This window comes from Variovorax ginsengisoli (genome assembly GCF_030811835.1).
Lineage (GTDB): Bacteria > Pseudomonadota > Gammaproteobacteria > Burkholderiales > Burkholderiaceae_C > Variovorax > Variovorax ginsengisoli_C.
The window spans coordinates 78,132-100,782 of record NZ_JAUSRO010000006.1; the positions used below are offsets into that span (position 1 = coordinate 78,132).

Here is a 22,651-nt window from a genome sequence, read left to right on the forward strand (position 1 = left end):
TGCGTGTTGTTGATCTGTGTCACTTGACTACCATGAACATGCTCGGCAGCCAGGTGGAGAAGGCCGGCACGAAGGTCACCAGCCCCAGCGCGAAAATGAGCGCGCCGTAGAAGGGCCAGATGGTCCGCATCACCGTGCCGACCGACACACCGCCGATCGCGCAACCGACGAACTGCGTGGTGCCCACCGGCGGCGTGTTCAGCCCCAGTGCGCAGTTGATCAGCATCACGATGCCGAACTGCACCGAGGTCATGCCGTACTGCTGGGCGATCGGCAGGAAGATCGGCGTGCACAGCAGGATGGTCGCGGCCATGTCCAGGAAGGTGCCGAGCACGAACAGGATGATGTTGATCATCAGGAAGATCATCCAGGGCGTGCTGGTGATCTGCGACAGCATCTGCCCCGTGAGTTCGGCCACACCGTAGAGGCTGATGAGGTAGCCGAAGGTGCTCGAGATGCCGATCAGCAGCAGGATCACGCCGGTGGTGCGCACCGCCTTCGACGCCGCCTTGATGAAGTGTTCCCACTTCAACGTGCGGTAGAGGAAGATCGTCAGCGCCAGCGCGTAGAGCACGGCCACCGCCGCCGATTCGGTCGCGGTGAAGATGCCCGAGAGAATCCCGCCGAGGATCAGCACGACGATGAACAGGCCCGGCAATGCCGCTGCAAACGACCGCGCCACGATCGACCAGCCCGGGAAGGTGCCGCTCGGGTAGCCGCGCTTGACCGCCACCCCGTAGGCCGCTGCCAGATTGCTGATGGTCAGGATGGCTGCGGGCAGCAGTGCGGCCAGGATCAGCGCCGCGATCGACACCTTGCCGCCGGCGGCCAGCGAATAGATGATCAGGTTGTGGCTGGTCGGCATGAGGGCGCCGACGAGCGCGGCGTGGGTCGTCACGTTGACCGCGTAGTCCGCGTGGTAGCCCTCCTTCTTCATCATCGGGATCATCACGGCGCCCATGGCCGAGACGTCGGCCACGGGCGAGCCCGAGACGCCGCCGAACAGCGTGCAGGCCACCACGTTCGACATGCCCAGGCCACCGCGCACGTGGCCCACCAGGTCGCGCGCGAAGTTGACGATGCGGTCGGCGATGCCGCCGTAGAGCATCAGCTCTCCGGCAAAGATGAAGAACGGAATGGCCAGGAACGAGAAGATGCCCATGCCGGAGGTCATCTGCTGGAAGCCCACGGCCAAGGGCAGGCCCTCGTAGGCCAGTGTGGCCAGCGCCGAGAGCCCGATGGAAAACGCCACCGGCACGCCCAGCAGCAAGAAGAGCGTGAACGACACGCACAGGATCAACAGAGGAATGGTCATTGGCTCAGCCCCAGGCGGGTTCGACTTCGCGGCCTTGGGCGAGCGCGATGATGTGTTCGATTGAGAACATGACGATCAGCACGCCGGAGATCGCGGCGGGCACGTACTTCCAGCCTTCGGAGATCCACAGCGTCGGGAGCCGGTAGTCCCACACCGATTCGGCCAGCGAGGCGCAATTCCACGCCATCGTGGCGCCGAACACGAGGACCAGGAAGTGGATCAGCAGTTCCATCTTCAGGCGAAGCCAGTCCGGTGCGAGCACCAGAAAGGACTCCAGCCCGATGTGGCCCGCATCGCGCACGCCCACGGCGACGCCGAACATCGTGACGTAGATCACCAGCAGCAACGCCAGGCTTTCAGCCCAGGTGGGGGTGTTGTTGAGCACGTAACGGCCGAACACCTGCCAGCTCACGGCGCAGATCACTGCGACGAGTCCGAGGATGCCCAGCCACATGCAGGCACGCGCAAGCGTGCGGCAGATTTTGGTGTACATAACTTTCAATGTGAAAAAGAGCGCGCCGCTCTGCGCGTGAAACACCGCGGAACCGGCTCCGCCGGGCCGCAGGTGTTGCCCCCGGCAGGGGGTGGGCGGCGACACGCAGTGCGCAAGCCTGGGGGTGAGCCCTACTTCGTGTCCTGAACGCGCTTGACCAGGTCCTTGAGCCGCGCGTCGGTGATGAACTTGTCGTACACCGGCTTCATCGCTGCCTGGAACGGGGCCTTGTCGATCTCGATGATCTCGGCACCGCCGGCCTTCACGACAGCCAGCGACTTGATCTCGCGCTCTTCCCATTGCTTGCGCATGTAGGGCACCGACTCCTTGGCAGCCTGGCGGATCCAGCCTTGCTCTTCGGCCGAAAGCTTGTCCCAGGTGCGCTTGGAGAACAGCAGCATTTCAGGCGCCATCGAATGCTCGGTCTTGGTGTAGTACTTCGCCACCTCGAAGGCGCGGGCGCTCTCGTAGGTCGGGTAGTTGTTTTCCGCCGCGTCGATCAGGCCGGTCTTCAGGCCGGTGTACACCTCGCCCATGGGCATCGGCGTGGCGTTGGCGCCCATGGCTTCGAGCATGGTCACCCACAGGTCGGACTGCTGCACGCGGACCTTCAGGCCCTTCATGTCGGCGAAGCTGCGCACGGGCTTCTTCGCGGTGAACATCGAACGCGCGCCGCTGTCGTAGTAGGCCAGGCCGATGAAGCCCTGCTTTTCGCAGCTCTTGAGGATCTCCTCGCCGATCGGGCCGTCCAGCACCTTGTGCAGGTGGTCGACCGAGCGGAACAGGAAGGGCATGGTCGGCACCTGGGTTTCGGCGCAGATGTTGTTCATGGGCGCGATGTTCACGCGCACCATCGACAGGGCGCCGATCTTGGTCTGCTCGATGGTGTCCTTCTCGTTGCCGAGCGAACTGTTGTTGAAGACCTTGATGCTGTGCTTGCCGCCCGACAGCGCCTTGAGGCGCTCGCTCATGAACTTGACCGCCGTCACGGTCGGGTAGTCGTCGGGGTGGATGTCGGCCGAACGAAACTCGGTGGCGTGGGCGCCCAGGCTGGCCAGGGCGGCGGCAGCGCAGGTGGCCAGCGCGATCAGTGTTTTTTGTAGTTTCATTTGTCTTCCTCGGTAGGGTGGGCTCAAAGGTGGGGAACGTGGGAAATTAGAACTGGCAGTGCGGCTCCGGCAGGCCGCTCACGCCGGGGCGCAGCGCGAACACGCCCCCGGCCAGTGGCTGGTCGGTCAGGTCGCCGCCAGGGCGGATGGACGTGACGTACAGCGTGTCGAGTTGCGGGCCGCCGAACGCGCACATGGCGGGCTTCTTGACCGGCACGGCCAGCGAGCGGTCGAGCCTGCCGTCGGGCGTGAAGCGGTGCACCAGGCCCGCGTCGTTGCCGCAGATCCAGTAGCAGCCGTTGGCGTCGATGGCGGCGCCGTCCGGGCGGCCGGGCAGGGCGGTCATGTCGACGAACAGACGCCGGTGGTGCGGCGTGCCGTCGGCGATGTCGTAGTCGAAGGCCCAGACCTTCTGCACCTGCGGGTGCGAGTCCGACAGGTACATGGTGCGGCCGTCGGGGCTGAAGGCCAGGCCGTTGGGCACGATCATTTCCTCGAACTGCAGACGCAGCGCAACTTCGGCATTCAGGTCGCGCTGGTACCGATACACGCGGCCCACCGGATGGGCTGCGGCCATGTCCATGTGCATGGTGCCGGCCCAGAAGCGGCCCTGGCGGTCGCAGCGGCCATCGTTGAACCGCATGCCATGCCGGGCATGCGCGGCGCTGGCGAGCAGCGTCTTCGCAAGTGTGCCGTCGGGCCGTGTGGCGATGGCGAACAGGCCGCTTTCCATGCCGGCGATCCACTGGCCCGGATGGCCGGCGCGCGGCGCGACGCAGGCGAGCATTTCGTCGCCCGTCCATTGCGCGTGGGTGCCCGTGGCGGGGTCGAGTCGGTGGAGGGTGCGCTGGGGAATGTCGACCCAGTAGAGCGCTTGTTCGTCGGCGTGCCAGACCGGGCTTTCGCCCGTGCCGCAGCGTGCATCGAGGACGAGTTCGGCGTGCATGGCGACCGTCTCAGTCGCCGAAGGGGCCTTGGGCGGTGAAGGCGCCGCCCTGGTAGATGGCGTTCGGGTCGGTGGCGGCCACGGGAGGCTGGGCCTCGACCTTGTCGCGGAACACCTCGGAAGTGTCCTGTGGCACGAAGCCCAGATGCGCGGCCTGGCTGTTGTCCCACCAGAGGCCTTCGTTGTCCGACGCGCCGTAGACGATGGTGTGGCCCACGTGGGGCGTGAACAGCGACTTTTCAATCAGCGTGGTGAGGTCGCGGTAGCTCAGCCAGGTGTGCATCATGCGGCGGTTGGCCGGCTCGGGAAAGGAGGAGCCGATGCGGATGCTCACGGTCTCGATGCCATAGCGATCGAAGTAGAAGTTCGCCATGTCTTCGCCGAAGGACTTCGACAGGCCGTAGTAGCCGTCGGGCCGGCGCCGTACGTTGGCGTCGATGCGTTCGTCCTGCCTGTAGAAGCCGATCACATGGTTGGAGCTGGCGAAGACCACGCGTTGAACGCCATGTCGGCGGGCGGCTTCATACACGTGGAATACGCCGCGGATGTTGGCTTCGAGGATTTCCTCGAAAGGCCGTTCCACCGACACGCCGCCCAGGTGCACGATGGCATCGCAGCCTTCGACCAGCGCGTCGACCGCCTGCTTGTCTGCCAAGTCGCAGGGCACCACTTCTTCCTGCGGCCCGATGGCGCCCTGCATGGCGCCGATATCGGACAGTCGCAGCACATCCGCATAAGGCTTGAGGCGCTCGCGCAGCACCTTGCCGAGTCCGCCTGCTGCGCCGGTGAGCAGCAGGCGTTGCACATGGCCGGCCGTGGAGGGAGAGGAGGTGTTCGTCATGGATATGTCTCTAAAGTTATCTGTTGTCGTACAACTGTTCGGACGATTATCATCAGGCAATGCCAAGCCTGTCAACAGAAGTTCCCAGCACGCCGGACGCCGGCGTGACCGCAGGCGTCGCCCCGCCTTTCACGGGTCGGGTGCGCACCCGCGGACGCGGCCTGGCGCACAACCTGGTGGACGATTTCGGCGCGCGCATTCGTGACGGCGTGCTGCGTCCGGGCGACAAGTTACCGACCGAATCGGAAATCATGCAGGCCTTCGGCGTGAGCCGCACGGTGGTGCGCGAGGCGCTGTCCAAGCTGCAGGCGGCCGGGTTGGTGGAAACCCACCATGGGGTAGGCACTTTCGTGCTGCAGCAGCGTGCGAGCGGTGTGTTCCGGCTGGACGCCGGCGACATCGCCACCTCGGTCGATGTGCTGGCTGTGCTGGAGTTGCGCATCAGCCTGGAGACCGAGTCCGCCGGCCTGGCGGCCACGCGCCGTACCGATGAGCAGCTGCGCGCGATGCGCCAGGCGCTGGACGACTTCGAGGGCAACGTGGGCGTGGCGGGCGACACGGTGGCGCCGGACTTCCGCTTTCACCTGCAGATCGCGCAGTCGACCGGCAATCCGTATTTCGCGGACATCATGAGCCACCTGGGCACCACCATCATTCCGCGCACGCGCATCAGTGCCATCCGCAATCTGGACCGCAGTGGTGTCTATCTCAGCCGCGTGAATCGCGAGCACGAAGAGATCTACGCGGCCATTGCGCGACGCGACGCAGAGTCGGCGCGCGCGGCCATGCGCATTCACCTGACCAACAGCCGGGAACGGTTGCGCATGGCGCAGGAGGCGGCCCAGCAGGCGGCGTCCAAGTCCAGGTCTGCGGGCGCTGCCTCCGAGGGCAACGGCTCGCGCTGATCGCGTGCGGTTCGCGGCACTGCCGTGGATTCTCTTCGAAAAGTCCGCTCCCAGGCGGCAGAAATCTGGACAACTCATTCTTTGAGTTGTACGATGACTGATAACTAAAAAACAGATCCATCCTTTCTTCCATCGACCGCAGGAGACACACCTTCATGACTTCCACCCGTCGCGGCGTCATTGCCGTCGCCCTGGTCACCGCTGCCACCACCCTGGCGCCGCTGACCGCCTCTGCGCAGGCACCCGCCTGGCCCAGCCGGCCGATCAAGCTCATCGTGCCGTACCCGCCAGGCGGCTCGTCGGACATCATTGCGCGTGCCATCAGCCAGCCGCTGTCCGAGGTGCTCAAGCAGACCGTGATCGTCGAAAACCGTCCGGGAGCCAATGGCAACCTGGGCGCCGACTTCGTGGCCAAGTCGACACCGGACGGCTACACGCTGCTGCTGTGCGATGTGGGCGCGCTCGCCATCAGCCCGTCGGTCTACACCAAACTGCCGTTCGACCCGTCCAAGGATCTGCGCGGCGTGGGCATGCTGGCCTATTCGCCGCATTTGCTGGTGGTGCATCCGTCTGTGAAGGCGAACAACCTGAAGGAACTGATCGCGCTGTCGAAGACGAGCGACCTGAACTTCGCCGTGACCGCCACAGGCAGCGCGCCGCACCTGGCCGGCGTGGCGCTCCAGCGTGCAGTCGGTGCCAAATGGACCTACGTGCCCTACAAGGGCGGCGTGCAGGCGATTCAGGACACGGTGGCCGGGCAGACCCAGATCCTGATGAATGGCATGCTGGCCACGCTGCCCCAGGTGCAGGGCGGCAAGCTCAAGGTGCTGGCAGTGTCCAAGGGCACGCGCATGCCGCTGATCGGCGACGTGCCGACCATTGCCGAGCAGGGCGTGCCTGGCTTCGAGTCGGGCACCTGGCAGGGCGTGAAGGTGGCGCGGGGCACGCCCGACGCGATCGTCCAGCGTCTGAACAGGGAGCTCGTCACCATCATTCGTTCACCCGACATCCGCTCGCGCCTGGCCGGGCAGGGCGCAGAGGTCGTGACCATGACGCCCGCCGAAGAAGAAGCCTTCTTCAACAAGGAACGCGCGCGCTGGGCCCAGGTCGTCAAGGACGCCGACATTCGCATCGACTGATGCATCGCTCTCGCTTTTTCTCACTCTCCATTCCACGACCTTCTTCATCATGAACCCGCAAGAACTCAAGACCATCATGGGCTCCGGCCTGCTGTCGTTTCCGTTGACCGACTTCGACGCGAACGGCGACTTCCACAAGAAGGGCTACGAGCAGCGCCTCGAATGGCTCGCGCCGTACGGCGCCAGCGCGCTGTTCGCCGCCGGCGGAACGGGCGAGTTCTTCTCGCTGACCGGTGCGGAATACCCCGGCATCATCCAGACGGCCGTCGACACCTGCCGTGGCGTGGTGCCGATCATTGCCGGCGCGGGCGGCCCGACGCGTTTTGCCATCGAGTGCGCGCAGGCGGCAGAGAAGGCCGGCGCCCACGGCATCCTGCTGCTGCCGCACTACCTGACCGAAGCCGGCCAGGAGGGCCTGTCCGCCCACGTCGAGGCCGTGTGCAAGAGCGTGGACTTCGGCGTGATCATCTACAACCGCGGCACGACCCGCTTCAAGCCCGACACGCTGGCCCGCCTGGCCGAACGCAACCCCAACCTCGTGGGCTTCAAGGACGGCATCGGCGACATCGAGACCATGGTCGCCATCTACCAGCGCATGGGCGACCGCTTCGCCTACCTGGGCGGCCTGCCCACGGCCGAGGTCTACGCCGCCGCCTACAAGGCGATGGGCACGCCGGTGTATTCGTCGGCCGTCTTCAACTTCATCCCGAAGACCGCGATGCAGTTCTACGCAGCCGTGCGCGACGACGACATGGCCACGCAGCACCGGCTGCTCAAGGACTTCTTCATGCCCTACCTCGACCTGCGCAACCGCATGCAGGGTTACGCGGTGAGCATCGTCAAGGCCGGTGCCACGATCGTCGGCCACACCGCCGGCCCGGTGCGCCCACCGCTGACCGACCTCAAGCCCGACGAGATGGAAATGCTCAAGGCCCTGATCGACAAGCTCGGCCCGCAGTAAGCTGCGCAGCGATGGTTTTTCCCTCTTCATTGTCAGCAGCAGCAAGGATTTTTCAATGCAACAACACGACAACCTCATCGGCGGCGAGTGGACCCCAGGCAACAGTTACAGCCCGAACCTGAATCCCTCGAACCTGTCGGACACCATCGCCGAATACGCGCAGGGTGATGCCGCCCAGGTCGACGCGGCCGTGGCTGCCGCCACTGCTGCCTTTCCCGCCTGGTCGACCAGCGGCATCCAGGCGCGTTCTGACGCGCTCGACAAGATCGGCACCGAGATCCTGGCGCGCAAGGAAGAACTGGGCACGCTGCTCGCGCGCGAAGAGGGCAAGACGCGCGCCGAAGGCATCGGCGAAGCCACCCGCGCCGGCCAGATCTTCAAGTTCTTCGCCGGTGAATGCCTGCGCCTGGCCGGCGAGATCATCCCGTCGGTGCGCCCGAACATCGGCGTCGAGATCACCCGCGAGCCCGTGGGCATCGTCGGCCTGATCACGCCGTGGAACTTTCCCATCGCGATTCCCGCCTGGAAGATCGCACCGGCGCTCGCCTTCGGCAACTGCGTGGTCCTTAAGCCCGCCGACCTGGTGCCCGGCTCCGCCTGGGCCCTGGCCGAGATCATCAGCCGCTCGGGCATTCCGGCGGGCGTGTTCAACCTGGTGATGGGTCGCGGCAGCGTGATCGGCAATGCCCTGGTCGAGCACCCCGGCATCCATGCGATCAGCTTCACCGGCTCGGTCGGCGTGGGTCGCAACATCGCCCTGCAGTGCGTCAAGAGCCACAAGAAGGTGCAGCTGGAGATGGGCGGCAAGAACCCGCAGGTCATCCTGGACGACGCCGATTTGGCCCAGGCCGTCGAGCTCAGCGTCCAGAGCGCCTTCTATTCCACCGGCCAGCGCTGCACCGCGTCGAGCCGGCTGATCGTCACCCAGGCCATCTATCCGAAGTTCATCGAGGCGATGAAGGTGCGCATGGAGAAGATCAAGGTGGGCGACGCGCTGGCGCAGGGCACCGACATCGGCCCGGTGTCCAGCCAGAGCCAGCTCGACCAGGATCTGGACTACGTGAAGATCGGCCAGGACGAAGGCGGCACGCTCGCCGCGGGCGGGCTGCGCCTGAAGCTGGACACCGACGGCTTCTACATGTCGCCGGCACTGCTGGTGGACACCGACAAGACGGCGCGCATCAACCGCGAAGAGGTGTTCGGTCCGGTGGCGAGCGTGATCCGCGTGAAGGACTACGAAGAAGCGCTGGCCACGGCCAACGACACGGAGTTCGGCCTGTCGGCGGGCATCGCGACGACCAGCCTGAAGTACGCGACGCACTTCAAGCGTCACAGCCAGGCCGGCATGGTGATGGTCAACCTGCCGACAGCGGGCGTGGACTACCACGTGCCCTTCGGCGGCCGCAAGGGCAGCAGCTACGGACCCCGCGAGCAGGGCAAGTACGCTCAGGAGTTCTTCACTGTCGTGAAGACGGCTTACACGCTGGCTTGATTCGCCAATAGCCGGTTGCTGGCGGCGCTCGATGGCCCGACGGCGGGCCGGCAACGGCAACAGTCAAGGCGCACCCGCCACGCCATGCCGGCGGGTGCGTCACTCCTGCACTGCACGCTGTCGCGCCTGCCGCCGCACCAGCAGATACCCCAGCACCTCGAAGAACAGTTCGCTCAGTACGGCCATGGCCGCTGCGGGTACGGCACCTGCGACGAGCAGCGCGCGGTCGTTCAATGCAAGTCCGGTGACGATGCGCTCGCCAAAGCCGCCAGCGCCGATGAACGCGGCGATGGTGGCCGTGCCGATGGCGATGGTGGCCGCCGTGCGTACGCCGGCCAGCAGCGTCGGCAGCGCGAGTGGCAGCAGCACGAGGCGCAGGTTCTGCATACGACCCATACCCAGCGCCATGCCCGCCTGCTGCATGCCGTGCGGCACTTCGGCCAGGCCGGTCACGGTATTGCGCATGATGGGCAGAAGGGCGTAGAGCGTGAGCGCAATCAGCGCGGGCAGGGTGCCGATGGCGCCCAGCGCGGAGATCAGCACGGCGAGCAACGCGAGCGAGGGAATGGTCTGCAGCAGGCCGGTGATGCCCAGCACCGTCGTGCGCCAGCGCGCATGCGCGAACACGGCAATGCCCACCGGCACCGCCATCAGGATGGCCAGCCCGACCGATGCCACCACCAGCAGCAGATGCTGGCGGGCGAGCCGGCCGAGGTCGGGGCCCATCAGCTTGGCCATGAAGCCGCGCGCGCCGACGGGGGATGCGGCGGGAGCGTCGGACGTGTGCCCGGCCAGGAAGTCGCGCGCGATGGTGTCGAAACCCGCCCCCTGCAGTTCGGCGCGCGCATTCATCGCGATCATCGCGCGCTCGTCGATACGGCCTTCGAGCTTTTGCAGCGCAGACCAGACCGGCGGCAGTCGTTGCGGCAGATCGAGCCGGTAGAGCAGCACCGCGTCGTAGCGCGGGAAATACTGGCGGTCATCCACCAGCACGCGCAGGCCGAGGTGGTCGATCTTGGCATCGGTCGTGTAAATGTCGATCACGTCGATCTGCCTGGAGGCGAGCGCGTCGTAAGCAAGGCCATGGTCCAGGCCCGTGGGCGTCTGGCCAAAACCGTAGCGTGCGGCCAGCCCTTTCCAACCGTCGGCGCGACCGATGAACTCGTTCGACAGACCCAGCTTGAGTTCACGATGGCGTGCGAGGTCGCTCAGCGTGCGCACCTGCAGCCGGTCGGCGTCGGCCGCACGCATGGCAAGCGCATAGCCATCGTTGAAGCCCAGCGGCACGGCCACGCCCAGGCCCAGCGGAGCGAGTGCGGCGTTCATGGCTGCGGGCGTGAGCACGTCGCCTTCGGCGGGGCGCTTGAGGATCTCCTGCGCGATGGTCCCGGTGTATTCGGCGTACACGTCGATGCTGCCGGCGCGCAGCGCCTCGTACACGATGGCCGTGTTGCCCAGGCCCTGTCGCAACTGCGGCGGTTCCTTCAGGTGCGGCGCCGCCGTCTGCGCGATCACCTCGGCCAGGATGTACGACTCGGTGAAACGCTTGGAGCCCACGCGCAGTTGCGTGTCCTCTTGCGCCTTCGCCTGCGCTGGCAGAGCCCACAGTCCCAGCAGCGCCAGCGCGCCCAACGAGAGGAACAACGCGACGTTGACCGGCATCCTGCGGTGCCGCGCAGTGCGCCAGGCGGGGTGGGGCATTTGCATCGTCGGCAGTGTATCGGCCAGGGGTGTGCGGCGGTGCGCACGTGCTGCATTCAGGCCACATTCCTACAGGCGTTCGTGCGCCGGGCCGATCGGCCGAGGGTGCGCGGGCATGCACAGTGGTTCATCACTTTTCGAAAGAAGCCATGGCAGACAAGTCCCCGCCTGTTCCTGACCCCGAAGTGCACGGCACCCGCGAATTGCCTTCGGTGACGGTCGACGGCTACAGCCTCCAGGTGCGCGACAAGGACGGTTTCGTCGGCGATCAGGCAAGCCAGACGGCGTTCCGCGAACTCCTCGAACGCTGGCGTCGGCGCCGCCGCAAGAAAGGCGACGATCCGCTGGGCGATGCGCATTCGCGCGACCTGAGCAAGAAGTCGCTCGACCGGGTGCTGGCGAAGAAGAAGGCGTCTGAAGCTGCCGACGTGGTGCACGGCGCCATCGAGGAATTCGCCGAAGACCTCGCCTATGTGGTCGACCGCTTCCTGCGCCAACCCTCCTGGAAGAAGGTCGAGCGCATCGTGATCGGCGGCGGCTTTCCGGAGAGCGACGTGGGCGAACGCGCGATCCTGCAGGCCTCGGCCATCCTGCAGCACATGGATATTCACGTGCCGTTGGCGCGCCTCTCTCACGAGGTCGACGATGGCGGCCTGCTCGGCTGGGTGCACCTGGCGCCGCCGCGCATGGTGAAGAAGTACGACGCCATTCTGGCGGTCGACATCGGTGGCACCAACGTCCGCTGCGGCATCGTGAAGACGCGCTACCGAAAGGCCAAGGACATGTCCCGGGCCAAGGTCGTCCGGCGCGAAAAGTGGCGCCATGCCGATGACAAGCCCAGCCGCCGCGGCCTGGTCGAGCGGCTGGCCGAAATGCTGGAGGACATGGTGCGCTACTGCCGACGCCACGAGATTCGCCTGGCCCCCTTCGTGGGCATCGCCTGCCCCGGCGTGATCCGCAAGGATGGCTCCATTGCCAATGGCACGCAGAACTTGCCCGGTGACTGGGAGTCGGACACGTTCCATCTGCCGAGCGAACTGCGCAAGCGCATTCCGGAGATCGAGGGCGAGCCGACGGTGGTGCTGATGCACAACGACGCGGTGGTGCAGGGGCTGAGCGAGCTGCCCTTCATGCGAGAGGTCACGCGCTGGGGCGTCCTGACCATTGGGACCGGGCTGGGCAATGCCAGTTACACCAACCGAGAGCCGGTCGAGATCGAACCGCCGGTGCGCGCCAGGAAGACGCCGAAGTCCGGATCTGGGCCGGCTGCCAAGGCTCGCTGAGCCTGCGCCATCAGAGCTGGAATGCGATGGCCAGCAGCAGGCCTTCGGCCACATCGCGAACGAGGCCGGGGCGCCGCGCACGGTAAGGCTCGCCGGCCGAAGCGGTGGTTTCGATCCAGCGCGCCAGGCCGTCGATCTCTTGCTGGCCATAGAAAACCACCGCGGCTTCGTGGTTCAGCAGCAGGCTGCGCAGGTCGAGGTTGATGGAGCCGCACAGGGCCAGGTCGTCGTCGACCACCACGGCCTTGGCATGCGCCATGAACGGCAGCATGCGGAAGGTCACGCCCGCCCGCGCCAGGTCGCGCATGGCGCGGGCACGCACGAAATCGGTGAGCCGGTGGTTCGACCGAGCAGGAATGGCAATGGTCACCTGCACGCCGCGCCGCGCGGCCAGGCGCAGCGCATCGCGCAATCCGTCGCCGGGCACAAAGTAGGGCGTGACGGCGAGCACACGGTGCTCGGCGCGAAAACACGCGTCGATCAGCAGGGCGTGTGCCGTGTCCTCGGTCTGGTCTGGGCCGCTCGGGAGGAACTGCGCATAGGCACCGCGGTCGTCGCTTTCCAACAGCGGGACTGGTTTGCGCGCCTTGCGGCCGCGCACCGAACCCCAGTCATGGTTGAACTGGCGCGCAGCCGCAGCGGCCACGTCACCGTGCAGGTCGAAGGACAGGTCGCGCCAGGGCACGGGGTGCGCCGCATTGCCGGTGAAATACTCGCCTGCGAGGTTGCGGCCACCGGCCCAGAGCCAGGCATCGTCGGCGATCACCAGCTTGCGGTGGTTGCGCAGGTTGCGCGGTCCGCTGTGGCGCAGGCTGAAAAAGGGGCGGAACACCGACACCTCGGCACCGGCCGCGCGCAGCAGGTCGAAGTGGTGGCGTGGCAGCGTGAGCGCGCCGAAGCCGTCGAGCAGCACGCGCACCTGCACGCCCTCTTGCGCACGCTGGGTCAGGCGCGCCAGCACCTCATGGCCGAGCGCGTCGTCGCCGATGATGAAAGTGCACACGTCGAGCTGCTCGCGCGCACCGGCGATCACCCGCCAGAGGGCGTCGCGCGCGGCCTCGCCATCGGCATGCAGTTGGATGTCGCAGCGGCTGGGCGCAGCCAGGCCGAAGCTTTCAATGAGGTCGGCCGCCCAATGGCCGGCGGGGATCGAGCGAGGCGGACGGGGCGAGCCCGCAGGCCGCAGCTTGCGCTGGCCGAACACCAGGTAGGCCGGCAGCGTGAGGTAGGGCATCAGTACCAGGCCCATGACCCAGGCGATGGCGGTGGCAGGCGCCCGCTGTTCGCGCCGCGACCGTGTGGTCAGCACGTACACCAGCAACGCGAAGGTGACCACCAGGAAGTGCTGTGACGGGGAGGGCAGCCAGGACAGGGATGAGTGGATCATCGGTGTCCGAGATTAACCGCGTTGTCTGCGCCCTCCCCGGATTTCCCCTCGAAATGCCGCCGGTTTGCGCAGCGCACCAGCGCACATCACGCTTCTGGCGCCTTCGGGCTCAGCGCGTACCCCAGACCTCCTGCGCCGTTTCCACCACCAGGCGCAGCTTGGCGCGCTGCGCCTCCACGGCAATGTTGTTGCCATGCACGGTGCTGGAGAAGCCGCACTGGGGCGAGAGCGCCAGTTGCTCGAGCGGCACGTACTTTGCCGCGTCGTCGATGCGGCGCTTGAGCTCGTCCTTGTCCTCCATTTCGCCGAACTTGGTGGTCACCAGGCCCAGCACCACGGTCTTGCCCTTGGGCAGGAAGCGCAGTGGCTTGAAGTCGCCGGAACGCGCGTCGTCGTATTCCATGAAGTAGGCGTCGAGGTCCATCTCCTTGAGCAGCGCCTCGGCCACGGGCTCGTAGTTGCCAGCCGCAGCGTGCGTGCTCTTGAAGTTGCCGCGGCACAGGTGCATGGCCAGCAGCATGCCCGCGGGCTTCTGCGCGACGACCTTGTTGATGAAGGCGGCATAACGGTGCGGCAGTTCGTTGGGGTCGTCGCCGCGCTGGCGGGCCGCCTCGCGCATCTTTTCGTCGCACAGGTAGGCCAGGTTGGTGTCGTCCATCTGGACGTAGGTGCAACCGGCCGCGGCCAGCGAGCGCAGCTCGTCGCCATAGGCCTTGGCCACGTCGTCGTAGAAGGCCGGGTCGAGCTCGGGATAGGCCGTCTTGCTGATGCCGGCGCGGCCGCCGCGAAAGTGCAGCATGGTGGGCGAGGGGATGGTCACCTTGGGCGTGTTGCCTGCTGAGACCTGGCTCTTGAGGTACTGGAAGTCGGCCAGCTGGATGTCCTTGGCATGGCGCACCTTGTCGATCACACGCAGCACCGGTGGCGCGAGTTCCTCGGTGCCATCGGGCTTGCGGATCGTCACCGGGATGTCGGTCTTCACGCCCCCGAGCTGATCGAGGAAGTCGATATGGAAGTAGGTGCGGCGGAATTCGCCGTCGGTGATGCTCTTGAGGCCGATGTCCTCCTGGAACTTCACGATCTCCGTGATGGCCTTGTCTTCTACGGCGCGCAATTGCTCGGGCGTGATCTCGCCCGAGGCCTTCTGCGCGCGGGCCTCAAGCAGGTATTGGGGACGCAGGAAACTGCCGACGTGGTCGTAGCGGGCAGGCAGGGCGGCGTGCTGGGACATGGGAATGGCTCCGTCGTGTTGGAAAAGAACGATCGATCCTAAACCCTCTATCGATGGCCTTGATGGATACATAAGACTCAGTGTTTACCCTGAAAATAAGCAATTTCGCTGGATTTTTAAGCATGGCTGGATACAGTCCGTATCCATGAACAAGCCCACGAGCGCCTTTCCCCTGAACGCGTGGTACGCCGCCGCCTACGATGTCGAGGCGGGTCGCACCTTGCTGCCACGCACCATCTGCAACCAGAAGATCGTGCTGTTCCGTCGCACCGACGGGCAGGTCGCAGCGCTCGAAGACGCCTGCTGGCATCGGCTGATGCCGCTGTCGCTGGGGCGCCTGGAGGGCGACGAGGTGGTCTGCGGCTACCACGGGCTGGTCTACAACGCCCAGGGCCGCTGCACCTTCATGCCCAGCCAGGAAACGCTCAATCCGTCGGCTTGCGTGCGCAGCTTCCCCGTGGTGGAGCGGCATCGCTTCGTCTGGGTCTGGCCCGGCGATCCGGCCAAGGCCGATCCCGCCCTGGTCCCCGACATGCACTGGAACGACGACCCGCAATGGGCCGGCGACGGCAAGATGATCCGCGTGGCCTGCGACTACCGTCTGGTGGTCGACAACCTGATGGACCTCACGCACGAGGCTTTCGTGCACGGCTCGTCGATCGGCAACCGCGCAGTGGCCGAGGCTCCGTTCGTCGCCACGCATGGTGACCGCTCGGCCACCGTCACGCGCTGGATGGAGAACATCGATCCGCCGCCGTTCTGGGGCGCGCAGATCCGCCATGCGCGCGGCTATACCGGCAAGGTCGACCGCTGGCAGGTGATTCGCTTCGAAGGCCCCTGCACGGTCAACATCGACGTGGGCGTGGCCGAGGCCGGCAGCGGCGCCGTGCCGAGCGACAGCTCGCCGGGTGACCGCAGCAAGGGCGTCAACGGCTTCGTGCTCAACACCATCACGCCGGAAACCGACGGCACGTGTCTCTACTTCTGGGCCTTTGCGCGCAACTACTGCATCGGCGAGCAGCGTCTCACGCACGAGCTGCGCGAAGGCGTGGCCGGCATCTTCCGCGAGGACGAGGTGGTGCTCGAAGCGCAGCAGCGCGCCATCGACGACCACCCTGATCACGCGTTCTACAACCTCAACATCGACGCAGGCTCGATGTGGGCGCGCCGGCTGATCGACCGCATGATCGAAAAGGAGCGTCCGCGCATGCCGGTCATTCCGATCCATGCGGCCGAGCGGGCCACGGCATGAGCGTTGCCAGCGCTGCCGTGAGTTCGCTGCCGGGCGCCGATGCAGCCGACGGCGGCAATTCGCAGGCGGTCAAGGCGCAATTGCGCCTGCGCGAAATGGTGCTGGCCGGCGACCTGCCGGGCGGCTCGCGCATTGCCGAGGTGGCTATCGCCGAGCTGCTGGGCGTGTCGCGCACGCCGGTGCGCAGCGCGCTGATGCGCCTCGAGCAGGAAGGCCTGCTGCAGGCGCTGCAGAACGGCGGCTATGCGGTGCGGACCTTCTCCGAGCGCGACGTGGCCGATGCGATCGAACTGCGCGGCACGCTAGAAGGACTGGCCGCGCGGCTCGCGGCCGAACGTGGCGCCGCGCCGGTGGTGCTGCGCGAAGCCCGCGCCTGCCTTGCGCGCATCGACGCATTGCTGCGCGAGCATGCGCTCGATGACGCGGCTTTCTCGCGCTACGTGGCCTTCAACGAGCAGTTTCATCTGCTGCTGGCCGAAATGTCGGGCAGCCCCGTGATCGCGCAGCAATTGCAACGCATCGTCAATCTGCCGTTTGCGTCGCCCTCAGGCTTCGTCGTGGTGCAGGCGAACTCGCCGGCCGCACGCGACATGTTGCTGATCGCGCAGGACCAGCATGTGCAGGTCCTCGATGCCATCGAAAACCGTGAAGGCTCCCGCGCGGAAGCGCTGATGCGCGAACACAGCCGCATCGCGCAGCGCAACCTCAAGGAGGCGTTGCACGGCAGCGCTGAACATTCCCTGCCTGGCGTCCAACTGATCCGGCGCCGCGACTGAAGCTGTCCCATGATGAAAAGCGAAACCCAATGGATGCCCGCGCGCATCACGGCCCTGCGCGACCTGACGCCCACCGTGCGCGAGTTCGAGATCCGGCCCGAGTCCGGCGTGGTCGCCACGCACGAGCCCGGCGCGCACCTGCAGGTGCAACTGCTGGTCGGGCGGCCCGGCCAGGGCAAGGTGCAGACACGCTCCTATTCGCTGGTCGGTGCGCCCGACGGCCAGGCGTGGCGCATCGCGGTCAAGCGGCTGGACGACGGCCGCGGCGGGTCGCTGGCGATGTGGGGCCTGGCCGAGGGCGACCGCTTGCTGGTCGGCTCGCCGCAGAGCCATTTCGGCCTGGACCTGTCCGCGCCCGGCTACCTGCTGGTGGCGGGCGGTATTGGCATCACGCCGTTGGTGTACATGGCGCAGCGCCTGGCCGCCAGCGCGCAGCGCGGCGCGGTGCGCATGCTCTATGGCGCGCGCAGCGCCGAGGAACTTGCCTATCTGCCGCACCTGCAGGAGGCGCTGGGCGACCACGTCCAGGCGCATGTCGGCACTGCGGCGATCGACTTCGCCGCCGAGATTGCCGCGTTGCCGCCGGGCGCACAGCTCTACACCTGCGGCCCCGTGCCGATGCTCGAAGCCATCAAGCGCGCCTGGGCCGCCGCGGGCCGTGCGCCGGCCGACCTGCGCTTCGAGACCTTCGGCAGCAGCGGCCGCCTGGCCGCGCAGGCCTTCGAAGTGCGCATTCCGCGCCACGACCTCACCATCCAGGTGCCGGCCGACAGCACGCTGCTGGACGCGCTCGACGCCGCGGGCGTACAGACACTGTGGGACTGCCGCCGTGGCGAATGCGGCCTGTGCGCGATGGACGTGCTGGCGGTCGACGGTGAGATCGACCACCGCGATGTGTTCCTGAGTGCGCACGAAAAGCAGCAGTCGCAGCGCATCTGTGCCTGCGTGTCGCGTGCCGTCGGTGCCGTCACGCTCGATTCGGCCTGGCGCCCCGACGCACGCTGATGGGCGCTACTTGGTACCCCTGGGGCCTTTGCGCGATCATCGCGCAGTCGCATTGCTGATCGCGCATTAGTGTGCGCCCGCATCGGCGGCCCTAGGGATTGCCAAGGGGCGTCACGCACCTTCCTTTGCCAACAATAGCCTCATCCGGCACTTCGCCTGTCATTTCGCCCGTCATCAGGAGACAACCCCATGCAGCGTCGCCATCTCATCCAGGCCGCCGGCCTGACCGCCATCGCCCTGGCCATGCCTTTTGCGCATGCGCAGGACAACAAGTTCAAGATCGGCCTGATCCTGCCGATGACCGGCCAGTCGGCCTCCACCGGCCGGCAGATCGAGGCCGCCGCGCGCCTCTACATGGCGCAAAACGGAGACACCGTGGCGGGCAAGAAGATCGAACTGATCGTCAAGGACGACACAGGCCTGCCTGACGTGACCAAGCGCCTGGCGCAGGAACTGGTGGTCAACGACAAGGTCAACGTGCTCGCCGGCTTCGGTCTGACGCCGCTCGCGCTTGCGGTGGCCCCGGTCGCCACGCAGTCGAAGACGCCGCAGGTCGTGATGGCCGCGGCCACCTCCAGCATCACGGAGGCCTCGCCCTACATCGTGCGCACCGGCTTCACGCTGCCGCAGGTGTCGGTGCCGATGGGCGACTGGGCACCGAAGAACGGCATCAAGAGCGTGGTCACGCTGGTGGCCGACTACGGCCCTGGCAACGACGCCGAGAAGTTCTTCAGCGAGCGCTTCCAGCTCAATGGCGGCAAGGTCATCGACAAATTGCGCGTGCCGCTGCGCAACCCCGACTTCGCGCCGTTCCTGCAGAAGGTGCGCGACGCCAAGCCCGACGCGCTCTTCGTCTTCGTGCCGTCGGGTGCGGGCGCCGCGGTCATGAAGCAGTTCCTGGAGCGCGGCATGGACAAGGCCGGCATCAAGCTGATCGCCACCGGCGACGTGACCGATGACGATCAACTCAACGACATGGGCGACGGCGCGCTCGGCGTGGTCACCTCGCACCACTACTCGGCGGCGCACCCGTCGGCGATGAACAAGAAGTTCGTCGACGCCTTCCAGCAGGCCAATCCCAAGCTGCGTCCCAACTTCATGGCGGTGGGCGGCTACGACGGCATGCGCGTGATCTATGAAGCGCTCAAGACCAGCAAGGGGCAGGGCGGCGGCGACGCCTTGCTGGCCGCGATGAAGGGCCAGGTCTTCGAGAGCCCGCGCGGCCAGGTGCTGATCGACGCGCAGACGCGCGACATCGTGCAGGACGTGTACCTGCGCAAGGTCGAGAAGAAGGACGGCCAGCTCTACAACGTCGAGTTCGACGTGATCAAGGCCGTCAAGGACCCGGGCAAAACTAAATAAAGGGCTCGCCACCAGGCTGCGCGCACTGCGTGTCGCTTCGCCTTCCCCCTACCGGGGGCAACACCAGGGGCCCGGCGAAGCCGGTTCCTCGGTGTTTCCCGAAGAGACCGCGCTGTGCGGCAAGCTGGTGAATCGCTGATATGTTGACCATTCTTTTCGACGGCATCGCCTACGGCATGCTGCTCTTCGTCCTTGCCGTGGGCCTGGCCATCACGCTGGGCCTGATGAACTTCATCAACCTGGCCCACGGAGCCTTCGCGATGGTGGGGGGCTACCTCACCGTGTTCGCGATGCAGAAGCTCGGGCTGCCCTTCCTGGCCTGCCTGCCGCTGGCCTTTGTCGTGGTCGGCCTGGCCGGCGCGCTGCTCGAGCGCACGCTCTACCGGCCGATGTATGGCAAGTCGCACCTCGACCAGGTGTTGTTTTCCATCGGCCTGGCGTTCATGGCCGTGGCGGCCATCGATTACTTCGTCGGCTCCTCGCAGCAGAACGTGCAACTGCCCGAGTGGCTGCGCGGTCGTACCGAGGTCGGCGACGGCGCGCTGCTGCTGGGCATGGGGCACTACCGGCTCTTCATCATCGGCGTGTGCGCTGTGCTCACGGTGGTGCTGCAGCTGATCCTGTCGAAGACGCGCTTCGGCAGTCGCCTGCGTGCCGCGGTCGACGACCCGCGCGTGGCCGCCGGTCTGGGCATCAACGTCAACATCGTGTTCCTGCTGACCTTTGCGGTCGGTTCCGGTCTGGCAGGCCTGGGCGGCGCGCTGGGCGCGGAAATTCTCGGGCTCGACCCGACATTTCCCCTCAAGTACATGATCTATTTCCTGATCGTGGTCTCGGTGGGCGGCACGTCGTCGATCACCGGTCCGCTCGCAGCGGCGCTGCTGTTGGGCATCGCCGACGTGGCGGGCAAATACTTCATTCCGAAGATGGGGGCGTTCACCGTCTACCTGCTGATGATCCTGATATTGATGTGGCGCCCCCAGGGCCTGTTCACCCGCAAGGGAGGTCGTTGATGAGCGCGCCTTCCAACGTTGACTTCCAGTCGGCCCTGCTTCGCAAGGCGCGCTGGAAGCCGCTGGAGTTCGTGGCCTGGGCGATCGCCTTTGCGCTGCCGCTCGTCATGCCTTCGCATTCGCTGCTGGTCAACGAAATCGCCATCGTCGCGCTGTTCGCGATGTCGCTCGACCTGATCCTGGGCTACACCGGGATCGTGTCGCTGGGCCATGCGGCATTCTTCGGCTTCGGCGCCTACGTGGCGGCACTCTTCGCCAAACTGGTCATGCCCGATCCGACGGTCGGCCTGCTGGTGGCCATCGCCGCTTCGGCCGCGCTCGGCGCGGTGGCCAGCGTCACCATCCTGCGCGGCAGCGACCTGACGCGGCTCATGGTCACGCTGGGCACGGCGCTGCTGCTGCTTGAGCTGGCCAACAAGCTCGACTGGCTGACCGGCGGCGCCGACGGCCTGCAGGGCGTGGTGCTCGGTCCGGTGCTCGGACTGTTCGACTTCGACCTGTACGGCCGTGTGGCCGCCTGGTACTCGCTGGCCGTCATGCTGGTGCTGTTCCTGCTGATGCGGCGCTTCGTGCACTCGCCGTTCGGTGCCACCCTCAAGGCGATCCGCGACAACCGCCTGCGCGCCATGGCCATCGGCCTGCCTGTGGTTTCGCGGCTCGCCGTGATCTACACCCTGGCCGCCGGCGTGGCGGGCGCTGCGGGTGCGTTGCTGGCCCAGACCACGGGCTTCGCGTCGCTCGACGTGCTGGCCTTCGACCGCTCGGCCGATGTCCTGCTCATGCTGGTCATCGGCGGCGTGGGCTGGCTCTACGGCGGCGTGCTCGGCGCCATCGTGTTCAAGCTGTTGCAGACCTGGCTGTCTGCCGTGACGCCGCAGTACTGGATGTTCTGGATCGGCCTGATCCTGGTGCTGCTGGTGCTGGTCGGGCGCGAGCGGCTGCTCAAGCCGTGGCTGTGGTTCGGGAGGCGCGCATGACCGACACCGTGCTTTGTGCCACCGGCCTGGTGATGCGCTTTGGCGGCATCACGGCCACCAACAACGTCACGCTGAATCTCAAGCGCGGTGCACGTCATGCGCTGATCGGCCCCAACGGGGCGGGCAAGACCACGCTCATCAACCTGCTCACGGGCGTGCTCACGCCCACCGAAGGCCGCATCGAACTGCTGGGCGAGGACATCACGACGCTCGCGCCGTACCGCCGCGTGGCGCGCGGCATGGTGCGCACCTTCCAGATCAACCAGTTGTTCGACTCGATGACGCCGCTGGAAACGCTCGCCCTCGTGGTGTCGCAGCAGCGGGGCATGGCCGGGCAGTGGTGGCGGCCGCTGGGCGCTTCCCGCGCGGTGGTGGAGCGGGCGACCCAACTGCTCGAACAGTTCCACCTGGGCGATGTCGCGCAGCAGCAGGTCAAGCACCTGGCCTATGGCAAGCGCCGCTTGCTGGAGATTGCGATTGCGCTGGCCTGCGAGCCCCGCGTGCTGCTGCTCGACGAGCCGGTGGCCGGTGTGCCGGCTGGCGAGCGCGAGGAACTGCTGCAGACCGTGGCGGCATTGCCGGCCGATGTGTCGGTGCTGCTGATCGAACACGACATGGATCTGGTGTTCAGCTTCGCCGACCGCATGACGGTGCTGGTCAACGGCACGCTGCTGACCGAGGGGGACCCCGATACGATCGCCAACGATCCGAAGGTCAAGGAGGTCTACCTGGGCCACGGAGAAGCCATCCATGTCTGATTTCCTGCGCATCGACAACCTGAGCGCCGGTTACGGCGAAGCCGTGGTACTGCACGACGTCGCGCTCACGCTGGGCGAGGGCCAAACGCTGGCGCTGCTGGGCCGCAACGGCACCGGCAAGACCACGCTGATCAACACGCTCGCCGGCAGCACGCGCCAGCACGGCGGCAGCATCATGCTCGGCGGCGTGGCGTTGCACCGGCTGGCGCCACACCAGCGCGCGGCGGCCGGCATTGGCTGGGTGCCGCAGGAGCGCAACATCTTCAAGTCGCTCACGGTGCATGAAAACCTGACCGCGGTGGAGCGGGCCGGCCCCTGGAACGCGCAACGTGTCTATGAGATGTTCCCGCGTCTGGCCGAGCGAAAGACCAACCTGGGCACGCAGCTCTCGGGCGGCGAGCAGCAGATGCTCGCGGTGGGCCGTGCGCTGGTGGTCAATCCGCGGCTGCTGCTGCTCGACGAGCCGCTCGAAGGCCTGGCGCCGATCATCGTGGAAGAGCTCCTGCGCGCCATCCGTCGCATCACACGCGACGAGGGACTGGCCGCGATCATCGTCGAGCAGCATCCGCAGGCGATCCTGGCCATTTCCGACCATGCCGTGGTGCTCGACCATGGCACCGTGGTGCATGCGGACACGGCACCGGCCCTGCGCGCGCAACCCGCCGTGCTCGACCGTCTGCTGGGCGTGGCGCGCTGAGGCGGCGC

21 protein-coding genes are annotated in these 22,651 nt (G+C 66.6%); 13 read left to right on the top strand and 8 right to left on the bottom strand.

What is annotated here, in order from left to right; all coding sequences use genetic code 11:
* Window positions 1–19 precede the first annotated feature (19 nt).
* The 5 genes from J2W36_RS10555 to J2W36_RS10575 form a co-directional block, all read right to left on the bottom strand.
* The gene (locus J2W36_RS10555) at window positions 20–1,315 is read right to left on the bottom strand and encodes a TRAP transporter large permease (protein ID WP_307689687.1); all 1,296 of its coding nucleotides are present in this window, start codon (window positions 1,313–1,315) and stop codon (window positions 20–22) included.
* Window positions 1,316–1,319: 4 nt separating this feature from the next.
* A complete protein-coding gene (locus J2W36_RS10560) occupies window positions 1,320–1,808 on the bottom strand; it encodes a TRAP transporter small permease (RefSeq protein ID WP_307689688.1) in 489 nt (162 codons plus the stop codon).
* 131 nt (window positions 1,809–1,939) lie between these two features.
* The gene (locus J2W36_RS10565; protein WP_307689689.1) at window positions 1,940–2,917 is read right to left on the bottom strand and encodes a TRAP transporter substrate-binding protein; all 978 of its coding nucleotides are present in this window, start codon (window positions 2,915–2,917) and stop codon (window positions 1,940–1,942) included.
* Window positions 2,918–2,963: 46 nt separating this feature from the next.
* Window positions 2,964–3,863: an SMP-30/gluconolactonase/LRE family protein gene (locus J2W36_RS10570; RefSeq protein WP_307689690.1), complete on the bottom strand. Its 900-nt coding sequence runs from the start codon at window positions 3,861–3,863 to the stop codon at window positions 2,964–2,966.
* Between the two features lie 10 nt (window positions 3,864–3,873).
* On the bottom strand, window positions 3,874–4,704 hold the full coding sequence (locus J2W36_RS10575) for an NAD-dependent epimerase/dehydratase family protein (RefSeq protein ID WP_307689691.1): 831 nt from the start codon (window positions 4,702–4,704) through the stop codon (window positions 3,874–3,876).
* Window positions 4,705–4,763: 59 nt separating this feature from the next.
* Between J2W36_RS10575 and J2W36_RS10580 the strand changes: the two genes are divergently transcribed.
* From J2W36_RS10580 to J2W36_RS10595, 4 genes are all read left to right on the top strand, one after another.
* Entirely contained in the window at window positions 4,764–5,609 is an 846-nt protein-coding gene (locus tag J2W36_RS10580) for a FadR/GntR family transcriptional regulator (protein ID WP_307689692.1), read from the top strand.
* A gap of 155 nt (window positions 5,610–5,764) precedes the next feature.
* On the top strand, window positions 5,765–6,748 hold the full coding sequence (locus J2W36_RS10585) for a Bug family tripartite tricarboxylate transporter substrate binding protein (RefSeq protein WP_307689693.1): 984 nt from the start codon (window positions 5,765–5,767) through the stop codon (window positions 6,746–6,748).
* 49 nt (window positions 6,749–6,797) lie between these two features.
* Complete coding sequence (kdgD, locus tag J2W36_RS10590; RefSeq protein ID WP_307689694.1) at window positions 6,798–7,709, top strand: 5-dehydro-4-deoxyglucarate dehydratase; 912 nt, start codon at window positions 6,798–6,800, stop codon at window positions 7,707–7,709.
* Window positions 7,710–7,764: 55 nt separating this feature from the next.
* Entirely contained in the window at window positions 7,765–9,201 is a 1,437-nt protein-coding gene (locus J2W36_RS10595) for an aldehyde dehydrogenase family protein (RefSeq protein ID WP_307689695.1), read from the top strand.
* A gap of 99 nt (window positions 9,202–9,300) precedes the next feature.
* Here J2W36_RS10595 and J2W36_RS10600 read toward each other — a convergent pair whose 3' ends face one another.
* Window positions 9,301–10,863 (bottom strand): ABC transporter permease/substrate-binding protein, encoded by a 1,563-nt coding sequence (locus tag J2W36_RS10600; protein ID WP_370869305.1) that lies wholly within the window; start codon window positions 10,861–10,863, stop codon window positions 9,301–9,303.
* A 188-nt stretch (window positions 10,864–11,051) separates the two neighbouring features.
* Between J2W36_RS10600 and J2W36_RS10605 the strand changes: the two genes are divergently transcribed.
* Complete coding sequence (locus J2W36_RS10605) at window positions 11,052–12,185, top strand: ROK family protein (RefSeq protein ID WP_307689696.1); 1,134 nt, start codon at window positions 11,052–11,054, stop codon at window positions 12,183–12,185.
* Window positions 12,186–12,195: 10 nt separating this feature from the next.
* Here the strand turns inward: J2W36_RS10605 and J2W36_RS10610 are convergent, their stop codons facing one another.
* Window positions 12,196–13,572: a phospholipase D-like domain-containing protein gene (locus tag J2W36_RS10610; RefSeq protein WP_307689697.1), complete on the bottom strand. Its 1,377-nt coding sequence runs from the start codon at window positions 13,570–13,572 to the stop codon at window positions 12,196–12,198.
* A gap of 109 nt (window positions 13,573–13,681) precedes the next feature.
* On the bottom strand, window positions 13,682–14,803 hold the full coding sequence (locus J2W36_RS10615) for a 5-methyltetrahydropteroyltriglutamate--homocysteine S-methyltransferase (RefSeq protein WP_307689698.1): 1,122 nt from the start codon (window positions 14,801–14,803) through the stop codon (window positions 13,682–13,684).
* Between the two features lie 145 nt (window positions 14,804–14,948).
* On the opposite strand from J2W36_RS10615, the gene J2W36_RS10620 reads away from it, so the two are divergent.
* The 8 genes from J2W36_RS10620 (at window position 14,949) to J2W36_RS10655 (ending at window position 22,643) form a co-directional block, all read left to right on the top strand.
* A complete protein-coding gene (locus J2W36_RS10620; RefSeq protein ID WP_307689699.1) occupies window positions 14,949–16,055 on the top strand; it encodes an aromatic ring-hydroxylating dioxygenase subunit alpha in 1,107 nt (368 codons plus the stop codon).
* Window positions 16,052–16,831 carry a GntR family transcriptional regulator gene (locus J2W36_RS10625; RefSeq protein WP_307689700.1) on the top strand — a complete coding sequence of 260 codons (780 nt, stop codon included), beginning with the start codon at window positions 16,052–16,054 and terminating at the stop codon, window positions 16,829–16,831. The genes J2W36_RS10620 and J2W36_RS10625 overlap by 4 nt, the downstream gene beginning before the upstream one ends.
* A 9-nt stretch (window positions 16,832–16,840) precedes the next feature.
* On the top strand, window positions 16,841–17,836 hold the full coding sequence (locus J2W36_RS10630) for a PDR/VanB family oxidoreductase (RefSeq protein ID WP_307689701.1): 996 nt from the start codon (window positions 16,841–16,843) through the stop codon (window positions 17,834–17,836).
* Between the two features lie 189 nt (window positions 17,837–18,025).
* Window positions 18,026–19,198, top strand: a complete 1,173-nt coding sequence (locus J2W36_RS10635) for an ABC transporter substrate-binding protein (RefSeq protein WP_307689702.1) — start codon at window positions 18,026–18,028, stop codon at window positions 19,196–19,198.
* Between the two features lie 140 nt (window positions 19,199–19,338).
* Window positions 19,339–20,211, top strand: coding sequence for a branched-chain amino acid ABC transporter permease (locus J2W36_RS10640; RefSeq protein WP_307689703.1), 873 nt, complete (start codon window positions 19,339–19,341; stop codon window positions 20,209–20,211).
* The gene (locus J2W36_RS10645; protein ID WP_307689704.1) at window positions 20,211–21,188 is read left to right on the top strand and encodes a branched-chain amino acid ABC transporter permease; all 978 of its coding nucleotides are present in this window, start codon (window positions 20,211–20,213) and stop codon (window positions 21,186–21,188) included. Before J2W36_RS10640 ends, J2W36_RS10645 begins: the two co-directional genes overlap by 1 nt.
* Window positions 21,185–21,946, top strand: coding sequence for an ABC transporter ATP-binding protein (locus J2W36_RS10650; protein ID WP_307689705.1), 762 nt, complete (start codon window positions 21,185–21,187; stop codon window positions 21,944–21,946). Before J2W36_RS10645 ends, J2W36_RS10650 begins: the two co-directional genes overlap by 4 nt.
* A complete protein-coding gene (locus J2W36_RS10655) occupies window positions 21,939–22,643 on the top strand; it encodes an ABC transporter ATP-binding protein (RefSeq protein ID WP_307689706.1) in 705 nt (234 codons plus the stop codon). Before J2W36_RS10650 ends, J2W36_RS10655 begins: the two co-directional genes overlap by 8 nt.
* Window positions 22,644–22,651 lie beyond the last annotated feature (8 nt).